This is a genomic window from Streptomyces sp. NPDC055189, from assembly GCF_053606765.1.
In genome coordinates, this window is record NZ_JBSGSG010000022.1 from 67,050 (window position 1) to 90,896 (window position 23,847).

15 protein-coding genes are annotated in these 23,847 nt (G+C 71.3%); 8 read left to right on the forward strand and 7 right to left on the reverse strand.

The window, feature by feature from the left end; translation table 11 throughout:
• Positions 1-55: 55 nt before the first annotated feature.
• Positions 56-3,187 carry a ThuA domain-containing protein gene (locus tag ACWFR3_RS18660; RefSeq protein ID WP_453735672.1) on the forward strand — a complete coding sequence of 1,044 codons (3,132 nt, stop codon included), beginning with the start codon at positions 56-58 and terminating at the stop codon, positions 3,185-3,187.
• An 85-nt stretch (positions 3,188-3,272) separates the two neighbouring features.
• Here the strand turns inward: ACWFR3_RS18660 and ACWFR3_RS18665 are convergent, their stop codons facing one another.
• Entirely contained in the window at positions 3,273-4,412 is a 1,140-nt protein-coding gene (locus ACWFR3_RS18665; RefSeq protein WP_453735673.1) for an aminoglycoside phosphotransferase family protein, read from the reverse strand.
• A gap of 237 nt (positions 4,413-4,649) precedes the next feature.
• Between ACWFR3_RS18665 and ACWFR3_RS18670 the strand changes: the two genes are divergently transcribed.
• Positions 4,650-6,149, forward strand: a complete 1,500-nt coding sequence (locus tag ACWFR3_RS18670; RefSeq protein ID WP_453735674.1) for a DNA-binding protein NsdB — start codon at positions 4,650-4,652, stop codon at positions 6,147-6,149.
• Positions 6,150-6,195: 46 nt separating this feature from the next.
• Here ACWFR3_RS18670 and ACWFR3_RS18675 read toward each other — a convergent pair whose 3' ends face one another.
• The 3 genes from ACWFR3_RS18675 to ACWFR3_RS18685 all read right to left on the reverse strand — a co-directional run bounded on the left by ACWFR3_RS18675 (position 6,196) and on the right by ACWFR3_RS18685 (position 9,889).
• Complete coding sequence (locus ACWFR3_RS18675) at positions 6,196-7,620, reverse strand: PP2C family protein-serine/threonine phosphatase (protein ID WP_453735675.1); 1,425 nt, start codon at positions 7,618-7,620, stop codon at positions 6,196-6,198.
• Between the two features lie 169 nt (positions 7,621-7,789).
• Positions 7,790-8,434, reverse strand: coding sequence for a response regulator (locus ACWFR3_RS18680; protein WP_453735676.1), 645 nt, complete (start codon positions 8,432-8,434; stop codon positions 7,790-7,792).
• 12 nt (positions 8,435-8,446) lie between these two features.
• Positions 8,447-9,889, reverse strand: a complete 1,443-nt coding sequence (locus ACWFR3_RS18685) for a sensor histidine kinase (protein ID WP_453735677.1) — start codon at positions 9,887-9,889, stop codon at positions 8,447-8,449.
• 249 nt (positions 9,890-10,138) lie between these two features.
• Between ACWFR3_RS18685 and ACWFR3_RS18690 the strand changes: the two genes are divergently transcribed.
• The 3 genes from ACWFR3_RS18690 (at position 10,139) to ACWFR3_RS18700 (ending at position 14,117) form a co-directional block, all read left to right on the forward strand.
• Complete coding sequence (locus ACWFR3_RS18690; RefSeq protein ID WP_453735678.1) at positions 10,139-11,563, forward strand: SMI1/KNR4 family protein; 1,425 nt, start codon at positions 10,139-10,141, stop codon at positions 11,561-11,563.
• Positions 11,564-11,836: 273 nt separating this feature from the next.
• A complete protein-coding gene (locus ACWFR3_RS18695; RefSeq protein WP_453735679.1) occupies positions 11,837-13,348 on the forward strand; it encodes a hypothetical protein in 1,512 nt (503 codons plus the stop codon).
• 28 nt (positions 13,349-13,376) lie between these two features.
• A complete protein-coding gene (locus ACWFR3_RS18700; protein ID WP_453735680.1) occupies positions 13,377-14,117 on the forward strand; it encodes a bestrophin-like domain in 741 nt (246 codons plus the stop codon).
• A 36-nt stretch (positions 14,118-14,153) separates the two neighbouring features.
• On the opposite strand, the gene ACWFR3_RS18705 is transcribed toward ACWFR3_RS18700, so the two are convergent.
• Complete coding sequence (locus tag ACWFR3_RS18705; RefSeq protein WP_453735681.1) at positions 14,154-14,624, reverse strand: MSMEG_6728 family protein; 471 nt, start codon at positions 14,622-14,624, stop codon at positions 14,154-14,156.
• Positions 14,625-14,953: 329 nt separating this feature from the next.
• Between ACWFR3_RS18705 and ACWFR3_RS18710 the strand changes: the two genes are divergently transcribed.
• Genes ACWFR3_RS18710 through ACWFR3_RS18720 form a run of 3 tightly spaced genes read left to right on the forward strand, consistent with a single transcriptional unit; the run spans position 14,954 to position 22,362 of the window.
• A complete protein-coding gene (locus tag ACWFR3_RS18710) occupies positions 14,954-17,569 on the forward strand; it encodes a hypothetical protein (RefSeq protein ID WP_453735682.1) in 2,616 nt (871 codons plus the stop codon).
• A gap of 15 nt (positions 17,570-17,584) precedes the next feature.
• Positions 17,585-21,154, forward strand: coding sequence for an Hsp70 family protein (locus ACWFR3_RS18715; RefSeq protein WP_453735683.1), 3,570 nt, complete (start codon positions 17,585-17,587; stop codon positions 21,152-21,154).
• 5 nt (positions 21,155-21,159) lie between these two features.
• Entirely contained in the window at positions 21,160-22,362 is a 1,203-nt protein-coding gene (locus tag ACWFR3_RS18720; RefSeq protein WP_453735684.1) for a hypothetical protein, read from the forward strand.
• A 79-nt stretch (positions 22,363-22,441) separates the two neighbouring features.
• On the opposite strand, the gene ACWFR3_RS18725 is transcribed toward ACWFR3_RS18720, so the two are convergent.
• Positions 22,442-23,056 (reverse strand): hypothetical protein, encoded by a 615-nt coding sequence (locus ACWFR3_RS18725; RefSeq protein WP_453735685.1) that lies wholly within the window; start codon positions 23,054-23,056, stop codon positions 22,442-22,444.
• Positions 23,057-23,218: 162 nt separating this feature from the next.
• On the reverse strand, positions 23,219-23,803 hold the full coding sequence (locus ACWFR3_RS18730; protein WP_453735686.1) for a hypothetical protein: 585 nt from the start codon (positions 23,801-23,803) through the stop codon (positions 23,219-23,221).
• Positions 23,804-23,847: the final 44 nt, after the last annotated feature.

Consider the following 23,847-nt stretch of genomic DNA (forward strand, 5'->3'; position numbering starts at 1 on the left):
GTCCTTCCCACCAAGAGAGGACCAGCCCATGGGCTGTCATGAACGTGACACCAGAGTGCGTGACGCGAGACTGCGCGACGCGAGAGGCGTACGAAGAGCCGCGCTCGCCCTGCTGACGGCGTTACTGCTCGCGGTCGGGTTCCTGCCCGCCACGTCCAGCGCCGCCGACAAGGCGCCCGCCTTCCGCGCGCTGCTCTTCACCAAGGCCGTCGGCTACGTCCACGACTCCATCCCGGCCGGCGTGCAGATGGTCAAGGAGCAGGCCGCGGCGAACAACTTCGAGGTCGTCGAGACCGCCGACGCGACGGTCTTCGACGACGCGAAGCTCAAGGATTTCGACGTCATCATCATGCTGCAGAACTCCGGCATGGTCTGGGACACCGAGGCCCAGCGCGACGCCATGAAGGCGTACGTGAAGAGCGGCAAGGGCGTCGTCGCCCTGCACAACACCATGGACATGGGCGTCGAGGACTCCTTCCCCTGGTGGGACGACCTCATCAACGCCGGTGCCCACATGCCCGCCCACTCACCGGGCGTCCTGAAGGGCACTGCCAAGGTCGCCGACCGCGTGCACCCCTCCACCAAGGGCCTTCCCGAGCGCTGGGAGCGCCCGGAGGAGTGGTACAACTTCGACAAGAACCCCCGCGGCGACGTGCACGTCCTGGTCACCGCCGACGAGACCACGTACGACCCGGGCGGCTCCAAGATGGGCGCCGACCACCCCATCTCCTGGTGCCGCAACGCCGAGGGCGGCAAGGTCTGGGCCACCGCCATGGGCCACGACAAGGCCTCCTACACCGAGCCCGCCTTCCGTGAGCACGTGCTCGGCGGCATCAAGTGGGCCGCGGGCAACCAGGCAGGCGACTGCGGCGGCACCGTCTGGTCCGGCTACGAGAAGACCGCCCTGGACGACAACACCGCCGACCCGATGGAACTGGACGTCGCCAAGGACGGCCAGGTCTTCTACGTCCAGCGCAGCGGCGAGGTGAAGATCTTCGACCCGAAGAGCCACTCCACCTCCACCGCCGGCAAGCTCGACGTCTACACCGGCGGCGAGGACGGCCTCATCGGCATGGAACTCGACCCGAAGTTCGCCACCAACCGCTGGATCTACCTCTACTACGCGCCCGCCAAGGCCACCGACGACGTCAACCGGCTCTCCCGCTTCACGGTCAAGAAGGACAACACCCTCGACCTCGCCAGCGAGAAGAAGCTCCTGGACGTCCCCGCGTACCGCGACCGCACCTTCCCCGAGCCCGGCCACACCGGCGGCGCCGTCGAGTTCGGCCCGAACGGCACCCTCTACCTCGGGGTCGGCGACGACGTCCCGCCCAACCTCGACCCGAACTGGCAGGGCTACGCCCCGCTCGACTGGCGCCCCGGCAAGCAGATGCTGGACGCCGCCCGCACCGCGGGCAACACCAACGACCTGCGCGGCAAGATCCTGCGCATCAAGCCCACGGACAAGGGCGGCTACACCATCCCCAAGGGCAACCTCTTCGCCAAGGGCACCGCGAAGACCCGCCCCGAGATCTACGCGATGGGCTTCCGCAACCCCTTCCGCTTCACCGTCGACCCCAAGACGGGCTTCGTCCACGCCTCCGACTACGGCCCCGACCGCGGCGCCCCCGAGACCAACCGCGGTCCCGAAGGTCTCGTCGAGTACAACGTCATCAAGAAGGCGGGCAACTTCGGCTGGCCCTTCTGCCACGGCAACAACCAGGCGTACGCCCCCTACAACCCCGACACCCAGGAAGTCGGCGCCAAGTTCGACTGCGCCAAGCCCACCAACCCCTCCCCGAACAACACCGGCCTCAAGGACCTGCCGACGCTCTCGCAGCCCGAGATCTGGTACGGCTACGGCGAGTCCAAGGAGTTCCCGGAGATGGGCGCGGGCGGCTCGGCGCCGATGAGCGGCCCCGTCTACCACTACGACGCCAAGAACCCCTCCAAGACGAAGTTCCCCGCCTACTTCGAGGGCGCCAGCTTCTTCTACGAGTGGGCCCGCAACTCGGTCAAGGAGATCCGCTTCGACAAGAGCGGAAAGCTCCTGAAGATCAACGACTTCCTGAAGTCGGCGAAGTTCGCCAAGCCGATGGACATGACGTTCGGGCCCGACGGCTCGCTGTACGTCCTGGAGTGGGGCAGCGAGTTCGGCGGCGGCAACAACGACTCCGGGCTCTACCGCATCGACTACGCCCAGGGCCAGCGGACCCCGCTCGCCAAGGCCAAGGCGTCCGCCACGAACGGCCCGACCCCGCTGAAGGTCGACTTCTCCAGCGAGGGCAGCAAGGACCCGGACGGCGACCCACTCACCTTCGCCTGGGACTTCGACGGCAACGGCACCTATGACTCCACCGAGGCCAGCCCCTCCCACACGTACGAGACCAAGGGAGACTTCAACGCCCAGCTGAAGGTCACCGACTCCACCGGCAAGTCCGGCTACGCCAACGTGCCCGTCACGGCGGGCAACACGGCACCCAAGGTGAAGGTCGAGACCCCCGTCGACGGCAAGCTCATCGAGTTCGGCGACAAGATCCCCTACAAGGTCACGGTCACCGACCCCGAGGACGGCACGATCGACTGCTCCAAGGTCACCGTCAACCCGGCCCTGGGCCACGACGACCACGAGCACCCCACCACCGACATCCCCGGCTGCGAAGGCACCGTGGACACCGGTGACCTGGGCGGCCACCCCGAGGGCGCGGACCTCACCTACGTCCTCAACGCGAAGTACACCGACAAGGGGGGCGACGGCGTCAGCGCCCTCACCGGCTACGGCCGATCCGTCATGCACCCCAAGCACAAGCAGGCCGAATACCACGACGACCAGTCAGGAACCCGCATCGTCTCCCAGGAGGGCGCCGAGAACGGCAAGCGCATCGGCGACATCAGCAACGGCGACTGGATCGCGTACAGCCCGATGAGCGTCGAGGGCGTCAGCAAGGTCAGCTACAAGCTGTCCTCGCCGTACGGCGTCGGCTCGGTCGAATTGCGCGCGGACGCGCCGGACGGCAAGCTGCTCGCCACGACACCCGTCCCCAACACCGGGGGCTGGGACACCTATCAGGCCACACCCGACGTGCCGGTCGAAGCCCTGGCCGGGACGCACAAGCTGTACGTGGTCTTCAAGTCGACGCAGGACAATTCCTTCGACCTGGACGCGGTGCAGTTCACCACGTCATAGTCACCCGGTAGTCGCCGGGGGCATACGAAGGTCCGCAGTGCGCCGCTGTCCAAAGCGCACTGCGGACCCTTCCCCCCGACCCCCGTCAGCGAGTGCCGACCGCCGCGCGCACGGCCCGGCGGGCCAGCTGGCAGTCGTCGTGCAGCCGCCGCAGTAGCAGCCGCTGTTCCTCACCGGACGGCGCGGCGCCGTGATGGGCCGGGCCGGGTGCCGCCGGGGCCGCGTCGTGCATCGAGCGCTGCACGGCCATCTCGTACGTCCGGATCTCCCGGGTGAGGACGAGCATCAGGTTGACCAGGAACGCGTCGCGCGCCGCCGGTCCCTGCTCCTGCGCGAGCTGGCTGATCTCGCGCCGCGCCACCGGTGCGTCACCGAGCACCGACCAGAGCGTCGCCAGGTCATAGCCCGGCAGATACCAGCCCGCGTGCTCCCAGTCCACGAACACCGGGCCCGGAGGGGAGAGCAGGATGTTCGAGAGGAGCGCGTCGCCGTGGCAGAACTGCCACGTGGCGTGCTGTCCCGCCGAGTGCGCGATGCCGTGCAGAAGCTTCTGCAGGTCGCCCATGTCCCGGTCGGTGAGCAGACCCAGTTCATGGAAGCGGGAGATCCGCTTGCCGTAGTCCATGGGCCTGCCGAACAGCTCCTGCGGCGGTCGCCACCGGTTGAGATGGCGGATCGCGTTCAGGGCCAGGCGCACGTCGGCGCGCGGGGGCGCCTCGACGGGATGGCGGGACAGCGCGGCGACGCGTCCCTGCATGCGCTCGATCACCAGCGTGCAGTCCTCGGGGTCCGCGGCGATCAGCCGCGGTGCCCGCACCGGAGGACGGTGCCGGACGAACGAGCGATAGGCCGCTATTTCGTGCTGGATCCGCTCGGTCCACACGGGCGAGTGGTCGAGTAAACACTTGGCGATCGCGGTGCTGCGTCCTGTCGTTCCCACGATCAGTACGGTGCGTCCGCTGCGGCGGAGCACCTGTACGGGATTGAACTCCGGGCAGATGCGGTGCACCGAGGCGATCGCTGTGCGCAGTTGCGCCCCCTGGGGGCCTGACAAGTCGAGTCTCCCGCTGAGCGGTTGCGTGCCGGGCCCCGGAACGCGTCGCGTTCGGCCGGCGCCGAGCGACCCGGCCGCGGGGCGCGCGGGCTCCAGATACGGGCCGCTGCCTGCCTGTCGGCTGTGCAGCGGCCGGGGCGGGGCGGACACGGAGGACGATGCTGTGTACATGGGCGATACAGATCCCTTCGTGTGCCAGCGAATTGCGGCGCCTCCCGCCCCGGCCCCCTTTTGGGAGCACCCTGGGGAATGTCCCGCGGTGGGGCCGGGTCGGGGTGGCGCTTTCCTACCTGACACCCGGCGTCCCGTGGCACACCACGTAGCGCACCCTGGCGAACCCTGGCGAATAGTCGCCCAGCAACTGACAGAGGGTTACTGTCAACTCAGCCGAGAACCTGGGGGCTTGACGTGAACGGACAACCCAACACCCGACTGTCGGACCTGTTCGGCCTGGCGGGCTGGTCCAAAGGGGAACTCGCGAGACTGGTGAACCGGCAGGCGGCGGCCATGGGCCACCCGCAGCTGGCCACCGATACTTCGCGGGTCCGGCGTTGGATCGACATGGGGGAAATCCCCAGAGATCCCGTGCCCCGGGTTCTGGCGGCTCTGTTCACCGAGCGTCTCGGCCGTGTCGTGACCATTGAGGATCTTGGTCTGGTCCGGCACGGGCGCGTGGGGAAACGGCGTGGCGACGGGAGTGCGGAGCACCCCGACGGCATTCCGTGGGCGCCCGAACGGACAGCCGCGGTCCTCACCGAATTCACGGGAATGGACCTCATGCTCAACCGACGCGGCTTGGTGGGCGCGGGTGCCGCGCTCGCCGCCGGCTCCGCACTGACCGGCGCCATGCACGACTGGCTGCACACCGATCCGGCCCTTGCTGCCGACGCTCCCCGTACCGACCATCCCCTGCACGCCGACCCCGCTGGGTTCGACCGCTATGAGGCCGCCCCCATCGGGTCGCAGGAGATCGAGGAACTGGAGACCTCCGTCGAGGTCTTCCGGGCCTGGGACGCGTCCCGCGGCGGCGGGCTGCAGCGCAAGGCTGTGGTGGGGCAGCTCAACGAAGTGGGCGGCATGCTCGCCTACCGACACCCCGACCATCTCCAGCGCCGCCTGTGGGGCGTCGCTGCCAATCTCGCCGTCCTCGCGGGCTGGATGTCGCACGACGTCGGCCTGGAGCCCACGGCACAGAAGTACTTCGTGATCGCCGCGCACGCTGCCCGCGAGGGCGGTGACCGGCCGCGCGCCGGTGAGGCCCTGTCGCGGGCGGCGCGCCAGATGGTGCATCTGGGACGGCCCGACGACGCCCTCGACCTGATGAAGCTCGCCAAGTCGGGCTCGGGCGAGGAGGTCCTGCCGCGCACGCAGGCCATGCTCTACACCATCGAGGCCTGGGCGCAGGCGTCGATGGGCAAGGGCCAGGCGATGCGCCGCACCCTCGGCATCGCCGAGGACCTGTTCGTCTCCGACAGCGGCGACGTGCCGCCGCCCAGTTGGATGCAGATGTTCGACGAGGCGGACATGCACGGCATGCAGGCCCTGGCCTACCGCACCCTCGCCGACCATGACGCGGCCGCGGCCAACACCGCCCAGCGCCATGCGAAGGAGGCGATCGACCTGCGGTCCAAGGGCCGCGACCGCTCGCAGATCTTCGACTACATCTCACTGGCCTCGGCCTGCTTCATCGGCGACGACCCCGAACAGGCCGATCGGTACGCACGGTTGGCGCTGGTCTCGATGGGGGCGAACTCTTCGCACCGCACCTGGGACCGGCTGCGCGAGATGTACCGCCTGACGGCGCAGTACTCGGGCTATCCGAAGATCGAGGACCTGCGTGAGGAGATCAAGCTGGCCCTGCCCAAGGCAGCGGCCAAGACCGGAGGTGGCAGCCGGGTCAAGGCGTAGGGCCGGCCAGGCCCGGAGCCACAGCCCGGCAGGGTCCGGGCGCGGATCAGAAGGTGATCCGCGCGATCAACAGGCAGGCGTCGTCCTCGCGCGGGGCCACGCCGAACTCTTCGACGACCGTACGCACACAGTCCTGCGCACCCCGCGTGTCCGTGAAGCGCGGCGCGAGCGCGAGCAGCCGGCTCGTGGCCGCGTCCCTGGCGCGCCGGGGGACAAGCCCGTCGGTGTGCAGCAGCAACAGGTCGCCTGGTTCGAGGTGCTCTTCGGCCTGCTCGTACGAGGCTCCGGAGGTTGCCCCGAGGATCACTCCACCCGGTGGCGTCAGCGCGCGCCCCGTCCCGTCGCGGAACAGCAGCGGGGCGGGGTGTCCCGCCTGCGCCCAGGTGAGGGTGCGGGTGGCGGGGGCGTACTGGCAGCAGACGGCGCTGCCGAGGGCCGGTTGGGTGGTGGTGTCCAGTAACTGGTTGAGCCAGCCCATCAGTTGAGCCGGGCGCACTCCGGCGACCGCCATGCCGCGCACCGCGCCCAGGAGCATCGCCATGCCCGACGTGACGGTGACGCCGTGGCCCGTCAGGTCGCCGACGCTGAGGAGGAACCGGCCGTCGGGCAGCTCCATGGCGTCGTACCAGTCGCCGCCGATCAGTGAGCTGTTCGAGGAAGGGAGGTAGTGCGCGGCGAGGTCGAGGGCCGCGGGTCCGCCGTGCGGGAACCGCAGGGAGCCGCGCCACGGCGGCAGCACGGCCTCCTGCAGTTCGACCGCGAGCCGGTGCTCTGTCTGCGCGATGTGCCGCTGGCGCTGCAGCGAGTCACGGGTCTCGCGCACCACTCGCTGGCTGCGGCGCAGCTCGCTGACGTCCCGCAAGACCGCCCACATCGAGGCGGTGCTGCCGTCAGCGGCGAGCACGGGCTCGCCCATCATGTGCACCTGTCGTACGACGCCGTCGGGGCGCACGATACGGAACTCGCCGTCGATCGGTTTACCGTCGATCAGACAGTCCGTGACCATGGCCGTCAGCATCGGCTGGTCGTCGACGTGCACCAGGGAGGGCAGTTCGTCGAGGGAGAGCGGGGGAGCGCCGGGGTCCCGCCCGAGGATCTGGTACAGCTCGCCCGACCAACTCGCCTCGTCGTTCAGGAGGTTCCACTCCGCGCTGCCGACCCGGCTGAGCAGTGAGCCGCGCTGCGGGTCGAGCGGTGCGGGCACGGCCGGAGCGGCGGGCTCCACGGCCGGTTGCACGGGTCCGTCCCGTAACTGCGCGAGGTGGTCGTCCAGGTCGTTGAGCTGGTGGACCGCCAGGTCGCACAGGGCGCGCTGCCAGCGCCCCTGCGGGTCGCCGCGGTCGGCGCCGGTATCCCGGCGCACGGCGTCGACCTGGCCGCGGAGCCGGCGCGTCTGCGTGATCAGCGCTTCGACCGAGCCGCGCTCGGGCGGCTGGGCGGAAGGGCGGTCCGCGAAGACATGGGACGGCATGAGGTGCTCCGTTGAGGATGCGGTGCGACCAAACGGGCGGGATGGACCGCTAATGACTTTCGCACAGCCGGGGGTGGCCCGTAAGGGATTTGGCAACACACGACAGGGTCTTGCTTCTGGCATATGTCTATGTCCTCCGGAGCAGTGCCTTCCGGAAGTACGGTCCCGATCATCCCCGCAAGTAGCGGATCACTGCCAGGACGCGGCGGTTGTGGTCATGTGACGCGGGCAGCCCGAGCTTGTCGAAGACGGCGGCGACATGCTTCTCGACGGTGCCCGCGGAGACGACCAGGCTCTGCGCGATCGCCGCGTTGGACCGGCCCTCGGCCATCAGCGAGAGCACCTCGCGCTCGCGGTGGGTGAGGGGCGCGAGCTCCTGTGCACGGCGGCCGGCCCCGGCCAGCTGGGTGACGACCTCGGGGTCGAGCGCGGTACCGCCCGCGGCGACCCGCTCCAGGGCGTCGGTGAACTCCGCGATGTTCGCGACCCGGTCCTTGAGGAGATAGCCCACACCCGCCGAACCCGCGGCCAGCAGCCGCGTGGCGTACTTCGTCTCCACGTACTGGGAGAAGAGCAGCACTCCCGTGCCGGGGTGGTCGCGGCGGATGTCGATGGCCGCGCGAAGCCCCTCGTCCGTGTGCGTCGGCGGCATCCGGATGTCGGTCACCGTGACGTCCGGACGGTGCTCGGCGACCGCGGTGCGCAAGGCGTCCGCGTCATTCACGGACGCACAGATTTCATGGCCGCGCTCCTCGAGCATCTGGCCCAGCAACTCCCGCAGTACGGCGGCATCCTCGGCGATCACGACGCGCATGGCGGCATGCTCTCACGCGTGCAGCGGCAGCTCGACGGTGACCGCCGTCGGCCCGCCTTCGGGACTCTCGACATTCATCCTCCCGTCCACCGTGCGTACGCGTTGCATCAGTCCCGTCAGTCCGCTTCCCGCACCGGCGTCCGCGCCACCGCGCCCGTCGTCACCGACCTGGAGGAGAAGCCGCCCGTCCAGCTGCGCCACCGTGATGGCGGCCCGCCCGGCATCGCTGTGCTTGATGACGTTCGCGAGCAGTTCCGCCGCGCAGAAGTACGCGATGGTCTCGATCGCCGGGGTCGGACGCTCGGTTATGTCCGTCACCAGGTCGACGGGGATGCTGCTGCGCGCGGTGAGCGTGGCGAGCGCGTCCGGCAGACCGTCGTCGAGGACCGGGGGATGGATGCCGCGGGCCAGATCGCGCAGCTCGGTGAGGGCCAGGGTGGCGTTGTGATGCGCCGCGTCGACGAGTTGACGGAGCCGGACGATGTCCAGTGGCTCGGCCCCCGGGCCGCCGTCGTTGCTCTCGCTGCTCTCGCTCTCGACGAGCCGCTGCCTGATCATTTCGAGGCTCATCGCCACCGCGACGAGGCGGACCTGGGCCCCGTCGTGCAGATCACGCTCGACGCGCCGCAGCAACGCCACCGAGTCATCCACGGCCAGCGCCCGCGTCTCCTCCAAGTCCCTTACCCGAACGGCCATTTGGCCGGGCCCGAGCAGGGTGCCGATCAGCCACCGGTCGGCCCCGGTCACCAGACGGGTCACCCAGGGCGCGCACAGCAGGGTGCAGAGACCGATGGCGACCGCGAGGAACGTACCGGCAAAGCTGTCCGCGTCCGGTCCGCCGAAGAAGAGCGGCGTGAGCACCGGCATGCCCTCCGGGGAACCGGGCTCGGGCTGCTGCCCGAACACCGCCCACCGCAGCGGCGCGGTGAGATTGATCAGCCCCGCGAGCCACCAGAGCACGGCATACGCCCCGAGACAGCCGACCGGCAACTTCGCCAGGACGTAGGCCGCCGAGCGCCAGCCGACCCCGTCCCGCAGCCGGGCATCGAGGCGGCCGACGAACCCTCCCTCCGGACGCAGCGGCGGCGGCGCGGGCGTCTCGTCCCCCAAGAGCCGGGCGGCGAGGCGACGATGGACGGCTCCCAGCGTGCGGGCCAGTTGGAGCCCCGTGATGAACAGGAGCGCGCCGAGCACGGCGAACACCACCGACACGGTGAAGCCCGCGCCCAGAGCCAGCACCACCGCAAGAAGCAGGCCACCCGCGAGCCCCAACGGGAACCCGGTCAAGCAGTACGCGACCTCGGCCCACGCCCACCGGGCGAACGGGGCGCGCCCCACGGCTCGTACGAGGGCGCGTGCCCCGCGCCGGCCGGTCGGTTTCCCGGCGTGCTCCGGCGCGATCGCGATGGTGGTGGGGGAGGCTGCGACGCCATCCTTCGGGCGTGTGACGTGCATGGCGTTCAGTGTCCTGTCTGTCCTGCCTGTCCTGTCAGGCGTCCCGGCGAGCCAGCGTGCGCCATCCCGCGCCGAGGTCGAGAACCGCGTACTCACGTTAGATCTCCGTCAGGGCACGCCGGAACGCGGATTTCCTCCGTCTGGTCTGGGGGTTTTCCCCCAGACGCCCGGAGCGTCGGTCCGGCCGGCCCGCGCCCGGCTGTAATCGGTATCAGTAATAACAAGCCCTTTGGCCTGTACGCTCCGCCCATGGCTGATCAGAATTTCTCGCCGCGCGCACTGTGCGACTTCGCGACGTGGAAGCCCGTTGTGCGGCTGCTGCGGGAAGGGCGGGCGGACGAGTTGGAGTCCGGGACCGTTCGTGTCGCGGGTCGGATCGGGCGGCGGAGTTGGAGTCTGCCCCTGCGGCGGCAGCCGGTGGAGGGTCGGGAAATCGGGGGCGGGGGACTCCGCGACGAGACGGAGACGGAGACGGAGGCAGTGGAGCGGGTGCGGCGGGCGCTCGTGGACGCCGGTGTCGACGGCGTCTCGTTCAACGTGAAGATAGCGCCCGACGGGAGGAGCACACTCCGTCTGCTCGGGCCGAGCCCTGCCGTGGACTCCGGTGCCGGTTCCGCGCACCCGGGGATGCTCCTTCTGGTCGAGGGCGCCGTTCCTGAGCCCTGGCGCCGTCTTCCCGATGCCGTGCCCGGTGCGGTTGCGGCGCCTTCGGCCGATCCGGCGTTGCTGGAGCGGACATTGCGGGAGCGGCTGCCCGATGCGGTCGGTGTGACGGACGCGGAGATCGCCGCTGCCGAAGCGCGGATCGGCGTCTGTCTGCCGGAGGAACTCAAGGTGCTCTATCGAGTGGCGGGGGCGCGGTGGGAGGAGTCGGACGAGGGCTCCGAGGGCTACGAGGCCGCGGAACGTGCGGCGATGGCGGTCGGCTGTGAGCTCTTCGCGCTGGACGAGGTGTACGTCGCCGACGCCGCGTCCCGCCCGTGTTCCTGGGAGTTCGCGGCGAAGGAGGCGGTCGTCACCCCGCCGGGCGCCGCGGTGCAGGGCCTGGTCGGCTCGCCCGGCTGGATCGCTTTCGGGGACAACGGCGGCGGCGACCGCCTTGCGGTCGATCTGACGCCCGGCCCGCGCGGACACGCAGGCCAGATCATCATCCTCGGTCACGAGGAGAACATTGGCGCCGGGCTGGTCGCCGACTCGCTCACCGCCCTGGTCACGGACCGGCTCAGCGAGCGGCGTGACAGCTCGTGCGGGGATCAGGCGCCGGCCGTCGCGCACGTCAACATGCGCAACTGGCCGAGTCTCGAGGCGGCCGCACACCCCGAGTTGGAGGTCCTGTCCATCGGCGTCCGGGAGGCGGAGCCGCTGAGCCTTGCCCCGGTCCTCGGTCTGCCCCGCCTTCGGACCCTCGCCGCCTACCCCGGCACGCTCGCCGATCCGCTGGAGATCGCCGGGCTCACCACGCTGGAGTTCCTGGAACTCGGCCCCGGGGAATGGCGCATCCTCCTTGACGCGGGAGCGGTTCCGCGTAGCCTCCTTGCCGCCGCGGTCGTCGTGCACGGCGACCGGGATCCGCGGCCCAGCGTGGCCATCGGCAACGAACTCCTGGCCCTCTGGGACCGGCCCCAGGTCATCCAGGCCGCACTCGAAGGCGATCTCGGCCCTCTGCCCCGGTAGAGCGGAGGGCTCAGGCCGGCGTGTTCGCGATGCGGTCGGCGGCCTGCGGTACGGCGATCATCGGGACGTCCGCCAGCAGTCCTTCGCCGCAGCTGCCCATGCCGGCGTGCCGCGCGGACCGTGTGGTGGCGCGCGGCGCCGGGCCTGTTGGTCTCGGCAGTGGAACCGCCGTGGTGCCGTTCGGCGGGGCGCTGCCACCGCTTGGGTGAAAGACCGGGCGTGTAGGCGTGCCGGGGTCGACTGCGGGCGCGTTCTCATGCGCAGCTTTCTGGTGTGATCATCGGGCGAAAGGGCGCGACACCCCCGCGGTCGGCGCGGTGGCTGCTGGTCGGTCTTCTCCTGGCCGCGGGCTGCTGGTCGGCCGCCGGGCCCTCCGTCGCCGATGGTGCCGGGCCGAACGGGCTCGCCCTCCAGGTCACGGTGAACACCCGGCCCGGCCTCGGCGCCTTGCGCCCCGGCATCCGTACCGGCGCCCCCGTCGTCAAGTCGTACCGCCTGATCAATCGCAGTGGCGCCGACCTGCACCAGGTACGGGTGCGGGACCCCGGTATGCCGGGGGCCGCGATCCGCTGCCCGGGTGGCCGGGACCGGGTGCCGATGCTGACCGGACTGCGCTCGGTGCGCTGCACGGCGACCGGGGCCGCGCGCCCCGGCGTCTGGATCAGTCAGGTCCGGGCGGTCGCGGAGCAGCCTTATCTGCGCGGCGGCGGCATGCGGGTGGCCGTGGCCGCCAGTTCCCTGGGTACGGGCGGCATGGCGGCGACCGCGCATTCTTTGCGTGCCGGTGGTGTACAGGCGACCGCGCGGTCCGGGTACGCCGGGGTCGGCGCCGCGTTGGCGCTGACGGAGACGGCGCGCGTCACCGGCCCGCGGCAGGCGCAGGTGCGCTATGTGGTGGCCAACCGGGGCAACCGGCCCGTCCACGGCGTGCGGATCACGGACCCGGTGCTCGCGCCGGACCGGATCGCCTGTGCGGGCGGGCAGCCGGTCGTCGCCCATCTCGCCGCAGGGGCACGGGCCGCGTGCACCGCCGTCGTGCGGCGCGGGCCCGGCACGTATGTGAGCAGGGGGCGCGCCGAAGGCAGCGACCTGCTCCGCACTCTCGGTCCACGCGGTCAGGCGGTGATACCCCCGCGACTGACGGCACGGGCGCTGGCACGCTTCACGCTCCGGGCTGCGGCGTCCCTCACTCCTGTGGCGCCGGGGCCCCGGACACCCGTGGTGGATCCCGGACAGCGGCCGCGCGCCGGCCCACCGGCCGGCGTGCCTCGCCTCGCTTCACAGCTTCCCGCAGTACCTCTTCCGCCGGGCATCGCGGCACCCGGCGCCGGGCTTCCTGGTGTCGGGCCTCCTGGTTTCGGACCGCCGGGGGCCGGACCTCTCCAGGCCGGGCCTCCTGGTGTCGGGCCACCCGGTGTCGGGCCACCCGGTGTCGGGCCACCGGGCCTCGGACTGGCGGGCGTCGGTCCACCGGGCGCCGCGCCACCCGGACCCGCTGCACCCGCCGTACCCGCCGTACCCGACGCGGCGGGACAAGCTCCGGCAGGGATTCAACCGGCGGTCCCGCCGGCAGTGCCACCGCCGGCAGTGCCACCGCCAGCGGTCCCGCCCCCGCAAGTACCACCGGTCGCGGTGCCGGAGGAGGAACGGCCGCAGCGCACGCTGCTCAGCCGTTTCGTCCGGCCGGATCACACCCCCACCGGTATGGGCATGCTGGCCGCTCTGTTCCTCGTCCTGCTGCCCGCAGCCATCGCGGCCGCCGTGTTCGGCTCCCGCAGACTCTGACCGCGCCGCCACGGAACGGGACCCACCGATGATCGAAAGCCTTGCCATCGTCCTGGGCGTCGCCCTGCTTGCCGGGGCGGTCGTCCTGATCAAGCACCGTTTCTGGCCCATGGGCCCGGAGGAGGAACCCCGCGAGGACGTCGCCGAGTACATCTCGATGATGGTCGGTGTGCTGTACGCCCTGGTCCTGGGGCTGGCCCTCGTGTCGGTCTGGGACACCAACTCCGGGGCCGAGGACCATGCCGCCACCGAGGCCAGCGCCGCGCACCAGATCCATCTGCTCGCCGCGGGGCTGCCCTCGGGGCAGGACGCGCAAATGCGCGGCGAGATCGAGACGTACATCCGGCATGTCACCGATACGGAGTGGCCCGCCATGGCCGAGGGCACCCCGCTGGGGCCGACCGGCTGGCGCCTGCTGAACGACGTGCGCGCCACCGGTCAGGTCCCCGCGGGTGCCACACCGGCCCAACAGGCCACGGGGCAGGAGATCTTGGCCCAGCTGAGCACGCTGGACGAGGCGCGCCGCGGCCGGGAGGCCGACTCCACGGAGCGGCTGTCACCGGTGATCTGGTTCGGCCTGATCGTCGGCGGCGGTCTCACCATCGCCTTCATGTTCATGTTCGGCGTCCAGCGCAGCTTCACCCATGTCGTGATGGTGATGGGTCTGTCCGCCCTGATCACCTTCACCGTGCTCCTGATCTACCAACTGGACAGCCCCTTCCAGGGCCTGTTCGCCGTGGACCCGACCCCGTTCACCCGCTATTTCTGAACCGGATGAAAGGGGGAGGGCGCCGGGGCGAGGGCGCTAGGAGGGGTCCCGGTCGGAGGCCGGCCAGAGGTAGGGCAGGTCGTCGGGTACGCCGGGGAAGAGTTCGCCGTAGAACTCCGGGGCCTTGCGCAGCAGTGCCGACTGGTGGCTGCGGTGGAAGGCCGGGTCGCCCAGCCAGGGGGGCAGTTCGCCGTCGGCGGCGAGCTGTTGTCCGGTGCGTACCGGGGTGTCGGGGCGGTGGCGGGTGAAGTCGGTGACGAGCGTGGTGGCGCAGGTGTCGGCGTGTCCCGCGGACGTCCATGTCGCGCAGACGTCGAGCCCGTAGCGGACCAGGGCCTCCTCGTAGCCGATCCACATACGGACCGCGGGATGGTTGCGCCATCCGTAGCCGGGCACGGTCAGGCCGCGCAGCACCTGCAGGGCCTCGACCCGCTGCTTGCCCAGGCGTGCCTGGTCGAGGACCGCGGCGGACCGCGTGAAGTCGGCGTAGGGGAGAAAGGTCTGCACGCAGCATCCTTACCGCGGTCTGATCGTTCTCAGACGCCCGGGTCACCCGGGGTTCGGGGGGCCTGCTCGGTCGGGGTTTGCGGGGGCATCGTCGGTCTCTTCGGTCGCGGGGCCGTGCAGGGGGCCGCGGGCCCGGCGCGGCCATGGGGTCGGGAGTGCCCGGGATGCGCACAGGTGCATACAAGTACGAGCGAATTCCGGCAATCTGGCACAGACGGTTGTCGCGTGGCCGTGGGGGCGGCACATTGCCCTCAGCGTCGTGTGCCAGGGATTGATGCGGTTCCTCTCGTGACCGGACGATCCTTGTCGGGGGTGGCGCGGGGGGAACGATGGGCAAGGCAGGCATGGGCGGCAGCGGTATGGACGGCTATGTCCAGTGGGCGGTCAAGATGCTGGAGGCCCTGGACAGGTCGCCGTCGAACGACACCGCACAGGATCCCGAACTGCACGCCGGGCGGGAGGAGTTCAGGTCGGCGGTGGCCGGGCTGCTGCGGGAGGCGCGCGGACCGCTCTCGATCGGTGTGGTGGGGGAGTTCAGCGCGGGGAAGTCGCTCCTGATCGAGGCGTTGCTCGGGTTGCCCGGGCTGCTGTCGGTGAGCGACGTGGCGACCACGGGGAACGTCACCGCCATCCACGTGGGCCAGGCCGCGGGCGGCGAGCGCGAGTCGAGTCTCAAGGGCCGGGCGGTCGTGTACTGCACGCGCGCCGAGGTCACCGAGCTGATGACTCACCTGCACCACAGGCTGGTGGAGTTGGCCACGCTGGAGGGGTCGCCCGATCAGCGGTCGGCCGCGCTCGGAGCCGCCCGGCCCGGCCCGGGTGACTGGGAGCCGCTGGTCGAGTGGTGCGGGAGGTATGGCTCCGGTCTCGGTACGAAGATGAGCGCGGTCGCCGCCGAAGTGGGCCTGCTGCACACGGCGTACGAGGCCGGGGCGCCGATGCTCGGGCGGCGTTATGACCTCTCGGAGGCCCAGGCCAAGCGCGCCATGTCGCTGCCGGACGTGAAACTGGAGGAGGGCGGCGAGAGCCTGGCCCGCCCGGCCGGGGAGGAGGGGCACGGCATCCCGGACGACATCCTGGCCGTCTGCGTACCGCTGATCAGGCGGGTCGAGCTGCGGGTGCAGGTGCCGCCCGGCATCTGGGACCTGGCGGGGGCCGGAGCGCTGACCCTGATGGACTTTCCCGGCCTCAACAGCCCCGAGTCCGGCGAGCGCGACAGGTTCCTGAGCCGTCGTGAGCTGCGGGACATCCACACGGTTCTGGTCCTCATGAACGGCCAGCGCGGACCGGTCGCCAACGAGCAGGACTTCTTCGACATGCTGCGCGAACCGACGGCCGACGGCCGGGAGCGCAAGTCGGACAAGGTGCTGCGGGAGAGCCTGCTCGTCGCGGGCGGCCGTTTCGACCAGATGCCCGTGGACCCTCCGGTCCTGAAGGCGGCGCTGCTCGATTCGCCCGAGCGTCTCAAGGAGCAGCGGCTGCGGGGGCGGCCGGACACGGCCGTCCTCGACAAGATCGTCAAAGGTGCGCACCGGCTGCTTCCCGCGGGCCAGAGCAAACAGCTCATGCTGGTCTCGGCCATGGTGGGGCTCGATCAGCTCTCCCGTACGTCGAGTGTGCGGCTGGACGAGTCGCTGCGGGCGCGGCTGCGAGCGGGTGCGGAGGCGCGTTCGCAGATCACCGAGCTGTGGGCGAAGGTGGCCGCCCGGCTGGAGGCGGACGATCCGGGATCGCCGCTGAGCAAGGCTCTGGGCGAGTTCGCCGATGACGGGGGCCTTGGCCTTCTGCGCCGGCAACTGACCGGGCACGCGGAGGAGTACGGCGGGCTCATCCGGTCGGAGGCCGTGCGGCGGCGGGCCGGGGCCGTGGACCGGATGCGCGTGGCGCTGGTCGCCAGGGAGAAGGAGGCCCACCCCGAGGAGAAGTACCCGCCCGAGTACCGCGAGATCCAGCGGACCCTGGACGAGACGCGCAGGTCGCTGGGGGATCTGCGGGACAGCCTGGTCGTGGGCATGGGGCCCGGCAATGTCTGGGCCGACGAGGAGTTCCGCCGTTACATCGACGGCGAGGCGGCGACGATGGTCGCGGGCTGGCCGCTGTGGAAGGAGCTGTTCGCCGCCGTCGACCGCGACAAGCAGTTGATCTCGGTGCGGCGTGCCGACCGGTCCGCGGCGGGCGAGGCGTTGCGGCGCCGGGTGCGCGAACGGGCGAAGGCGCAGAACTTCGTGATCGCCGACTCCTCTCGCACCGATGTGCGGGGCCCGGCGGCGGCATCCGAGCCAGAGGCGCTGCTGCCGTCGTTCCAGCAGTGCTACGGCCAGCTCCTGGCGCTGGTGGGGGACTGGGTCCGTGCCGCGCACGAGGACCGCCTCGAAGAGCACAGGGGCTCCCTGGACGAGCTGTCGGGCATGTGGGACAAGGTCAGCGAGCGGGAGAGGGAACGGGGAGCACTGCAACAGGAGCACGTCGACCTTCTGATGGCGCTGCAGGTGATGACCGACATCGAGGCGTGGCGCGACGTGCTGCGGGAGACGGCCTCACCCGATCCGGACCTGGCCGAAGCGGACGCCGCCTACCCGCTGCGCCTGGACCGCGGCTTTCCCTGGCATCCGGAGGCGCCCGAGGGCCGTGACCCGTGGGAACGGCACATCGTGCACGCGGTGCGCATCCGGCGCGAGCTGGTCACCGCACTCCTGAGTCTGGTCTACAAGCAACTGGCCACGGAACACATGACGTTGGCCTCCGCGGCCAAGAGCGTCATCGACGAGTACGACGAGGCTGTCGGCGCCCCGCACACCCTGGACCTTCTGGTGTCCGGCATGAGGGGGGAGGGCGACGCGCCCGAGGCCGCTGTCCTGGACCTGGCCGGCCGCCTGGACGTCCTGCCCGTGCCGGGCCCCGCCCACCGCGCCCCGCACGCCCACGACCCGCGCCCACAGCACTGACCGGGGGAGACCGCCATGGGACTGCACGCCTACTTCGTCGCGTCGGGGCCCTACTGTGTGGCCGATCCCGAGGGGGACGGCTTCACCCTGACCGGGGCGACGGACGCACTTCAACCGCCCGCACTGGAACCGCCCGCACTGCGGCTGGTGCCGTCACCGGGCAGCGCCGCCCTGATCCGGGTCCTGGACGTCGTCGCGCCCGCCGACCTGTCCGGGGAGCAGCTCACCGCCGTGCGGGAGTTGTGGAGCGAGGCCAGGGGCCAGGTCGTCGAGGAATCCGTCGTCGTGCGCGGCGCCGGCTCCGTCGCCCTGCACGCTCCGCCGGGCCCGGTCGACCTGTCCCTCGTGCTGCGCATCACCTACCACGAGGTGAACACGGTCACCGGACGCCCCGTGGGCGCCGACCACCGCACGGTCGAGCTTGCCACCACGCTTCATCTCACCCCGGCCGAGCCGCCCGCGGAACCCCGCCAGTGGTACGACCCCGGCCAGTGGTCCGAGCCGGTGACCGAACGCACCGCGGAGCCCGCCCCGGAGCGCACGGCGCCTGCCGCCTCCGAGAGCGCCGGAGCCCGGCGGGACACCGGCACCGCGCGTGTCCCGGCCGGCAGCGTGCGCCATCTCGGCTTCGCGGCCGTCGACTTCGGCACGACCAATTCCACGGTCACGATCCACGACATGCAGCAGCTCGCGGTGCGCGCCATGTCCCGCAACCAGGAGGCGCGGCTGCGCGCCGAACTCGTCGCACTGCTCTCGGACCCCGCCACCGCGGGTCCCGAGCAAGACCAGTGGCGGGAACTGCTCGACGACGTCGTGCGCCAGCTGCTGCAGGGCGCCGGCACGGCCCGCACGGCCGGGCCCGGCGCCGATCCGGTGCGCGCCCTGGTCGACGCCCTGGAGGGCGGACACGGCGGCGAGAGCTGGCTGCACGCCCTCTACACCGCGCTCGAAGTGCGGCTCGCGGCCCGCGACGCACGGTTGCGCCGTGCCGTCGCCCCCCGGCTCCACACCTGCTACGACCGGGCCTTTTGCGAGGTGCCGCTGGATGTCCTGCGCCTCTTCCCCGCCGATCTCGACCAGTCCGGCGGCACCGAGCTGGCCAGCCGGATCGAAGTGGTCGACACCTTCCCCGCACTGCGGGTGCGGATGGGCGAGGAGCGTGTCGCGGTGGGCACGCAGCCCGGCAGCGCGCCGCGTTCGTACCGGGGCCTGAAGCAGTATCTCGCCCGCAACCACGCACTGGCGGAACTGCCGGCGCGTGCGGACGGTTCCCCGACCACCGCCGACGACCTCATCCGGGAAGGGCTGCGCTACCTGCTCGACCAGGGGGACGAGTACATCGGCGCCAACCCCAGGGAGCTGCACCAAGGCAAGATCGACCACGTCGTCATGACCTATCCCACCGTCGCCCCGCCCGGCGTGCGCCGCAGGCTGCGTGAACTGGTCGGCGCGGGAGCCGAGGGAGTCGACGGTCTCGGTGTCACGGTCGTGGACACCCGGTTCGACGAGGCGGTCGCCGCGGCCCTCTTCTTCATCATGCGGGACTTCGGCGGGGACTTCGCGGCGGGCGTCGAGGCGTTCCGGGCCCGTTGCCGTCCGCTGCCCGGCACGGACCGCCTGGGGCAGAACATCCTGGTGGTCGACATCGGCGGCGGCACCACCGATCTCGCCGTGATCAACCTGCAGTTGCGCGACGGCACCCCGGACGCCCAGCCGGGCCAGGACACCCGCTTCACCGGCCGGCTCTACGTCCTGACCCCCACGCTGCTCGGCTCGACGGGGAATTTGCAGCTCGGCGGCGACCTCATGACGCTGCACCTCTTCCGCTGGTACAAGGCGGCCTTCGCGGACCATCTGCTGACCCGGTGGCCCGACCGCTACGAACTGATCCTGGCCACCACCCAGAAGGCGAAGGGCTACGTCGAGGAGGACGGGCGCTACGTGGCGGGATCGCTGCTGGGTGGCAGCTCCGACGAGGAGAAGTATCCGCACGACCTCGTGGAGCAGGTCGTGCCCACGCGCTGGGCGGGCGATCGCGTACTGGGCGGGCCGCGCGAGGCGTCCGAGCAGACGTTCTGGCTGCTGTGGCGGATCGCGGAGGAGGCCAAGATCCGGCTGGGCTCGGGAGACGCCGCGTATCTGCCGCTTCCCGAAACCCTCGACGCCGTCCTGGCCGGCATCGGCGCGGGCGAGGCGACGGGGGAGGGGGAGGACGGGCACAGGGAGTGGGCGCCGCGGATGGACACGGAGACCTTCGAGGATTTGATGCAGCCCCCCTTGGAGGACATCACGACTCTCGTCGCCTCGCTCGCGAAGAACGCCCTGAAGGGAAACCAGGAGCTCGACCGCATCTTCCTCACCGGCAAGAGCAGCCGGATGCCCCTGGTCCGCCGGTCCCTGGAACGCAGGCTGCGCCAGGAGACGGAGGTGCGCTGGAATCCCGCGGGCATCGAGGTGGAGGAGGAGTACGGGAAACTCGCCACGTCGATCGGGGCATGCTGGGGCTATCACATCCGCCGTTTCGCCCACGCCGAGCAGGCCGCGCACGGAGTACTGGGCCGGGGCCGCTACGTCCTGCGCATCGAGGTCGCCAACCTCAGCTACTACCTGCCGTGCGACTTCGGTCCCACCTTCCAGCTGGAGGCGGGCGATCCGACCGATTCCCTCCTGACGATGAGCACGGAGCTCAGTCCGATCGGCCCCGACGGCGCCTGGGCGGTGCGCAGCGAGTGGTGCAACCTGACCGAGAGTCTGCGCATCCACCGCAACACCGGTCCCCGGTGGGTGGGTTGGGGTTCCTTCGACCCCGATGTCTGGGTGTCCAGAGAGGAGCCGGGTTTTGTGCTGAACATGGAGGAGTGGGTCAACCAGGCCAAGTTCCAGCTGGAGGTCGACGCCGACCTGAACCTCTACGTCCATCTGGCGCGCGGCGGCCCTCAGTACGAGGTGGGCGGTGAGACGTCCGTGCGGGTGGACCTCGGCGCCGGGAAGGACGCGCCGTGGACGCCGCTGGAGATCGTCGCCGACAACCGGGTGGCCGGAGACCGGCCGGACGCGGGCACGGTCGTCTTCCGGCTCACCGAGAATCCCTGGCAGCAGGCGCCCGATCCCTCACCGGGCCCGGACGGCGCCCCGGCCGATGCCGATGCCCCTGACGGTGCCCCGCGGGGCGACCGGTTCGACAAGTGGTTCCGGGGGACGGGAGCTGCCCGGCAGAGTGTCGTACGGGGCATGGAGAGCAAGCCGCTGGAGCCGCCCGGGCACGACGGCTGGATCTTCTATCTGCGCCGGCCCGGCGAACCGGACCGGGAGATGGAACGCATCGACGCCGTCCCGGCCCCGCACCAGGGCCTGGCGCCGATGGAGGGAGGCAACGGGCCGGAGGCGGCGCAGGCAGGAGCCAAGTACGTGGCCACGCTCGACGAGTACGGCGCTCTGCGGGTGCACCGGATGCCGGTGCCGTACTGGCGGGCGGATTCCCTCGGCCAGATGTGGACCAACCCGGGGTCGGTGTTCCGCGTGGTCATGGACGACGCCACGACCGAGCACATCGCCGAGCGCGATCCGTTCAACGGCCGGCATTGAACGCCGTGGACGCGCTGCGTGCGCTGTGCGCGCTCCCCGGCTCGCGCCTTGGCACCGCGGCCCGGGCCCAGCTGGCCGGGGTGCACACCACCTTGAGCGAGCTGCTGCGGGCCTGGCCCGATGACCAGGGTGCCGAGCAGTGCCGGGCGGCCCTGCGGGAGGTGGAGCACCTGCTGGCGCCGGCCGCGGACGAACCGGCGCCGCCGCAGGAACGTGCCGGTGCCCGGCCGGCCCGAGGACCCGCTCCGGTGCCTGCCGCGGCGCGGGCGCCCGCCAGAGGCGCCGCTCCGGAGGCGGAACTGGCGGCCCTGGTAGAGGAGTTGGCCGCCAGCACGGAGGCCGCCGACTACCTCGGCCCGCTCCGGCTGCCCGACCCGGCCGACCCCGCCGGGACCCCCGGCCGCTGGCTCTGGTTGCACACCACCCTGCTGCGGCTGCCCGGCACCTCCGCGGCGAAGTGGCGGGAGCGGGCACGGTCGGCGGCGCCGGCCGCGAAGAGCCCGGCCGGCGAGCAGTGGATCGAGTGGTGGGCGCACGAGCGCGAACAGGTCCTTGTCCCCCCGCTGCCGCACCTCGGGGCCCCCGGCATCCGGCTGACCGCCGCGGGCGCCAGGCCCGACTGGGCGCTGGACGCCACCGATGCCGCGGCGGCGCACCTGGTGAGGGGCGCGGAGAACGGCACGCCGCTGGGCGTGTGGGTCCAGCTCGCCGGCTGGGTGAGCGGCCTTGCCCAACTCGACGGCCAGTTGCACCACTGCCTGGAAAGCCTCACCCACCGCGGCACGCTCGCCCTGCACAGCCCGGAACACCGTGACGCCTACCAGCACGAGATCTCCCAGCGCCTGACCCGCTTCGCCCGCGCCCCGGAGGACTCCCCGGCGGCGCTGCGGGCGGCGCTGGCCGTTGACGAGGCGCTGTGTTCCGTGATCCATCTGCCACCCGCCGCCGCCGGCAGCTGGTGGGCCGAGGTGGCGGAGACATCCCAGCGCACCGTACTGGCGCTGCGCCGCAGCGTGCAGGGCCGCGGCGCGGACGTCGACGTGAAGGCCCTGGCCCCGTCCGCCTATCGCGATGCCCGCCAGCGCACCGGCGGCAACGACATCCCCTTGGACGCCGGAGGGCGCAAGGGCCAGGTCCTGGCCGGACTGCGGCTGTGGGCGCGCATCGACGGCCGGGAGCTGCCGGGCAGGGTGGTCTACCGGGGGTGAGCGGGCCCTTGGCGGCACCCCGCGCACGCGACGCCCCGCCCTCTCCCGGCCCGTGGCCGGGAGAGGGCGGGATGCGGCCTCAGCCGCAGTGCTCGGACTTCTCCTGCTCCGTCATCGGGCGGGTGTGCTGCGTCTTGGTGCTCGGCGCGTCCGGCTTGGGGCCCGTGGCGTCGAAGGGGGCGTACCAGATGTAGTGGCCGTGGAACTTGTCCTCGAAGTGCAGCTCATAGGTGCCCTTGACGCGCTGCATCTGGGATTCGCGGGTGACCCAGCCGACCTCGCCGGGGCGGACGTCGACGTTGGTGGTGTCGGTCTCGGTGTGCGAGCTCTCCCAGGTGTGTCCGTAGGAGGTCTCGATGCTCACCTTGAAGACCTCGGCGAAGCCGTACTCCGCGCTGAGCGAGACGCCGACGCTATTGGACTCACCCGTCGTGTCGGCCCAGGAGATGCTGGAACGCTGCAGGTCCTGCGTGCAGTTGTAGGCGCTGTCGCCCACCTGGTGCGCCTCGCCCATCGAGTCGGTGCCGGGTCCGTCGGGGTGGAAGACGCAGGAGTCGGTGCCGTTGTCGCACTTGTCGAGCAACTCGCGGATGGTGGGGGGCTCTTCGTCGGCCTGCGCGGCGGGCGCGAGGGCCAGGCCGCCCGCGGTGGCCATGGCGGCCATCAGGACGGTCAGTCGGGTACGGGTGATCATGTGTGATCTCCAGTGGGGGGATGGTGGAGCCTGTGGGGGGTAGGGCGTGCGACGCGCGAGCGCGCCGGCCCCGGGGCTTGCGCCGCCGGACGCGGCAGCGTTCCAGCCGAAGCCGAAGCCGAAGCCGAAGCCGAAGCCGGAGCCGCTGTATGCGGCGGCGTTCTAGCTGAAGCCGATGGACTGGGTGCGGTCGTTCATCATCTGGCCGACGTCGGCGGTGTTCTCGTCGAACGGTCCGTCGCGGTCGCCGCCGAGACCGGGCTCGGGGTAGAGCCAGATCGCGCAGTTGCCCCAGGGCTGGACCGAGGAGATGCGGTTCTTCCAGTCGTCGCCGAGGTCGTACTGCCAGTTGACCCAGCCGTCCTTCTCGCACAGCGAGGGGCCGCTGATGGTGAGCGTGTCGCCCGAGAAGCCGGGGTCGCTGAAGAACGTTCCCTGGACGACGTCCCCGGCGGCCGAGGAGTCCTCCCGCACGGCCGCGCGGAACGCGGACGAGGTGACGGCGGCCCGTGGGGTGGCCGGGGCGTCGCTGACGCGTCCGTCGGTGGCGCGCTCGATGGCTTCGTCGAACGTGCCGAAGCAGCGCTGTTCTCCGGTGGACGCGTCCAGGGTGCAGTGGCGCGCGGCCGGTTCAGCGGCCGGTTCGTCCGCGCCGGCCGGCTGCGCGGACAGGGTGCAGATCAGTCCGGTGGTGACGGCGACCGCGGCCCCGGCCGACCGGGTGCGGTGCGTGGTCCGTATCGCCATACGGATCCCTCCATTTCTGGCGTGGGCACATCACCTCCCTGGAT

What these genes read in the sequence shown, in the direction of transcription:
- ACWFR3_RS18680 (WP_453735676.1), bottom strand. Translation starts at nt 8,434, where the DNA reads ATGCGCGTCGTGATCGCCGAGGATGCCGCCGTACTGCGGGAGTTGCTG.
- ACWFR3_RS18690 (WP_453735678.1), top strand. Translation starts at nt 10,139, where the DNA reads ATGGCTGATCAGAATTTCTCGCCGCGCGCACTGTGCGACTTCGCGACG.
- ACWFR3_RS18685 (WP_453735677.1), bottom strand. Translation starts at nt 9,889, where the DNA reads ATGCACGTCACACGCCCGAAGGATGGCGTCGCAGCCTCCCCCACCACC.
- ACWFR3_RS18730 (WP_453735686.1), bottom strand. Translation starts at nt 23,803, where the DNA reads ATGGCGATACGGACCACGCACCGCACCCGGTCGGCCGGGGCCGCGGTC.
- ACWFR3_RS18700 (WP_453735680.1), top strand. Translation starts at nt 13,377, where the DNA reads ATGATCGAAAGCCTTGCCATCGTCCTGGGCGTCGCCCTGCTTGCCGGG.
- ACWFR3_RS18715 (WP_453735683.1), top strand. Translation starts at nt 17,585, where the DNA reads ATGGGACTGCACGCCTACTTCGTCGCGTCGGGGCCCTACTGTGTGGCC.
- ACWFR3_RS18710 (WP_453735682.1), top strand. Translation starts at nt 14,954, where the DNA reads ATGGGCAAGGCAGGCATGGGCGGCAGCGGTATGGACGGCTATGTCCAG.
- ACWFR3_RS18665 (WP_453735673.1), bottom strand. Translation starts at nt 4,412, where the DNA reads ATGTACACAGCATCGTCCTCCGTGTCCGCCCCGCCCCGGCCGCTGCAC.
- ACWFR3_RS18675 (WP_453735675.1), bottom strand. Translation starts at nt 7,620, where the DNA reads ATGCCGTCCCATGTCTTCGCGGACCGCCCTTCCGCCCAGCCGCCCGAG.
- ACWFR3_RS18725 (WP_453735685.1), bottom strand. Translation starts at nt 23,056, where the DNA reads ATGATCACCCGTACCCGACTGACCGTCCTGATGGCCGCCATGGCCACC.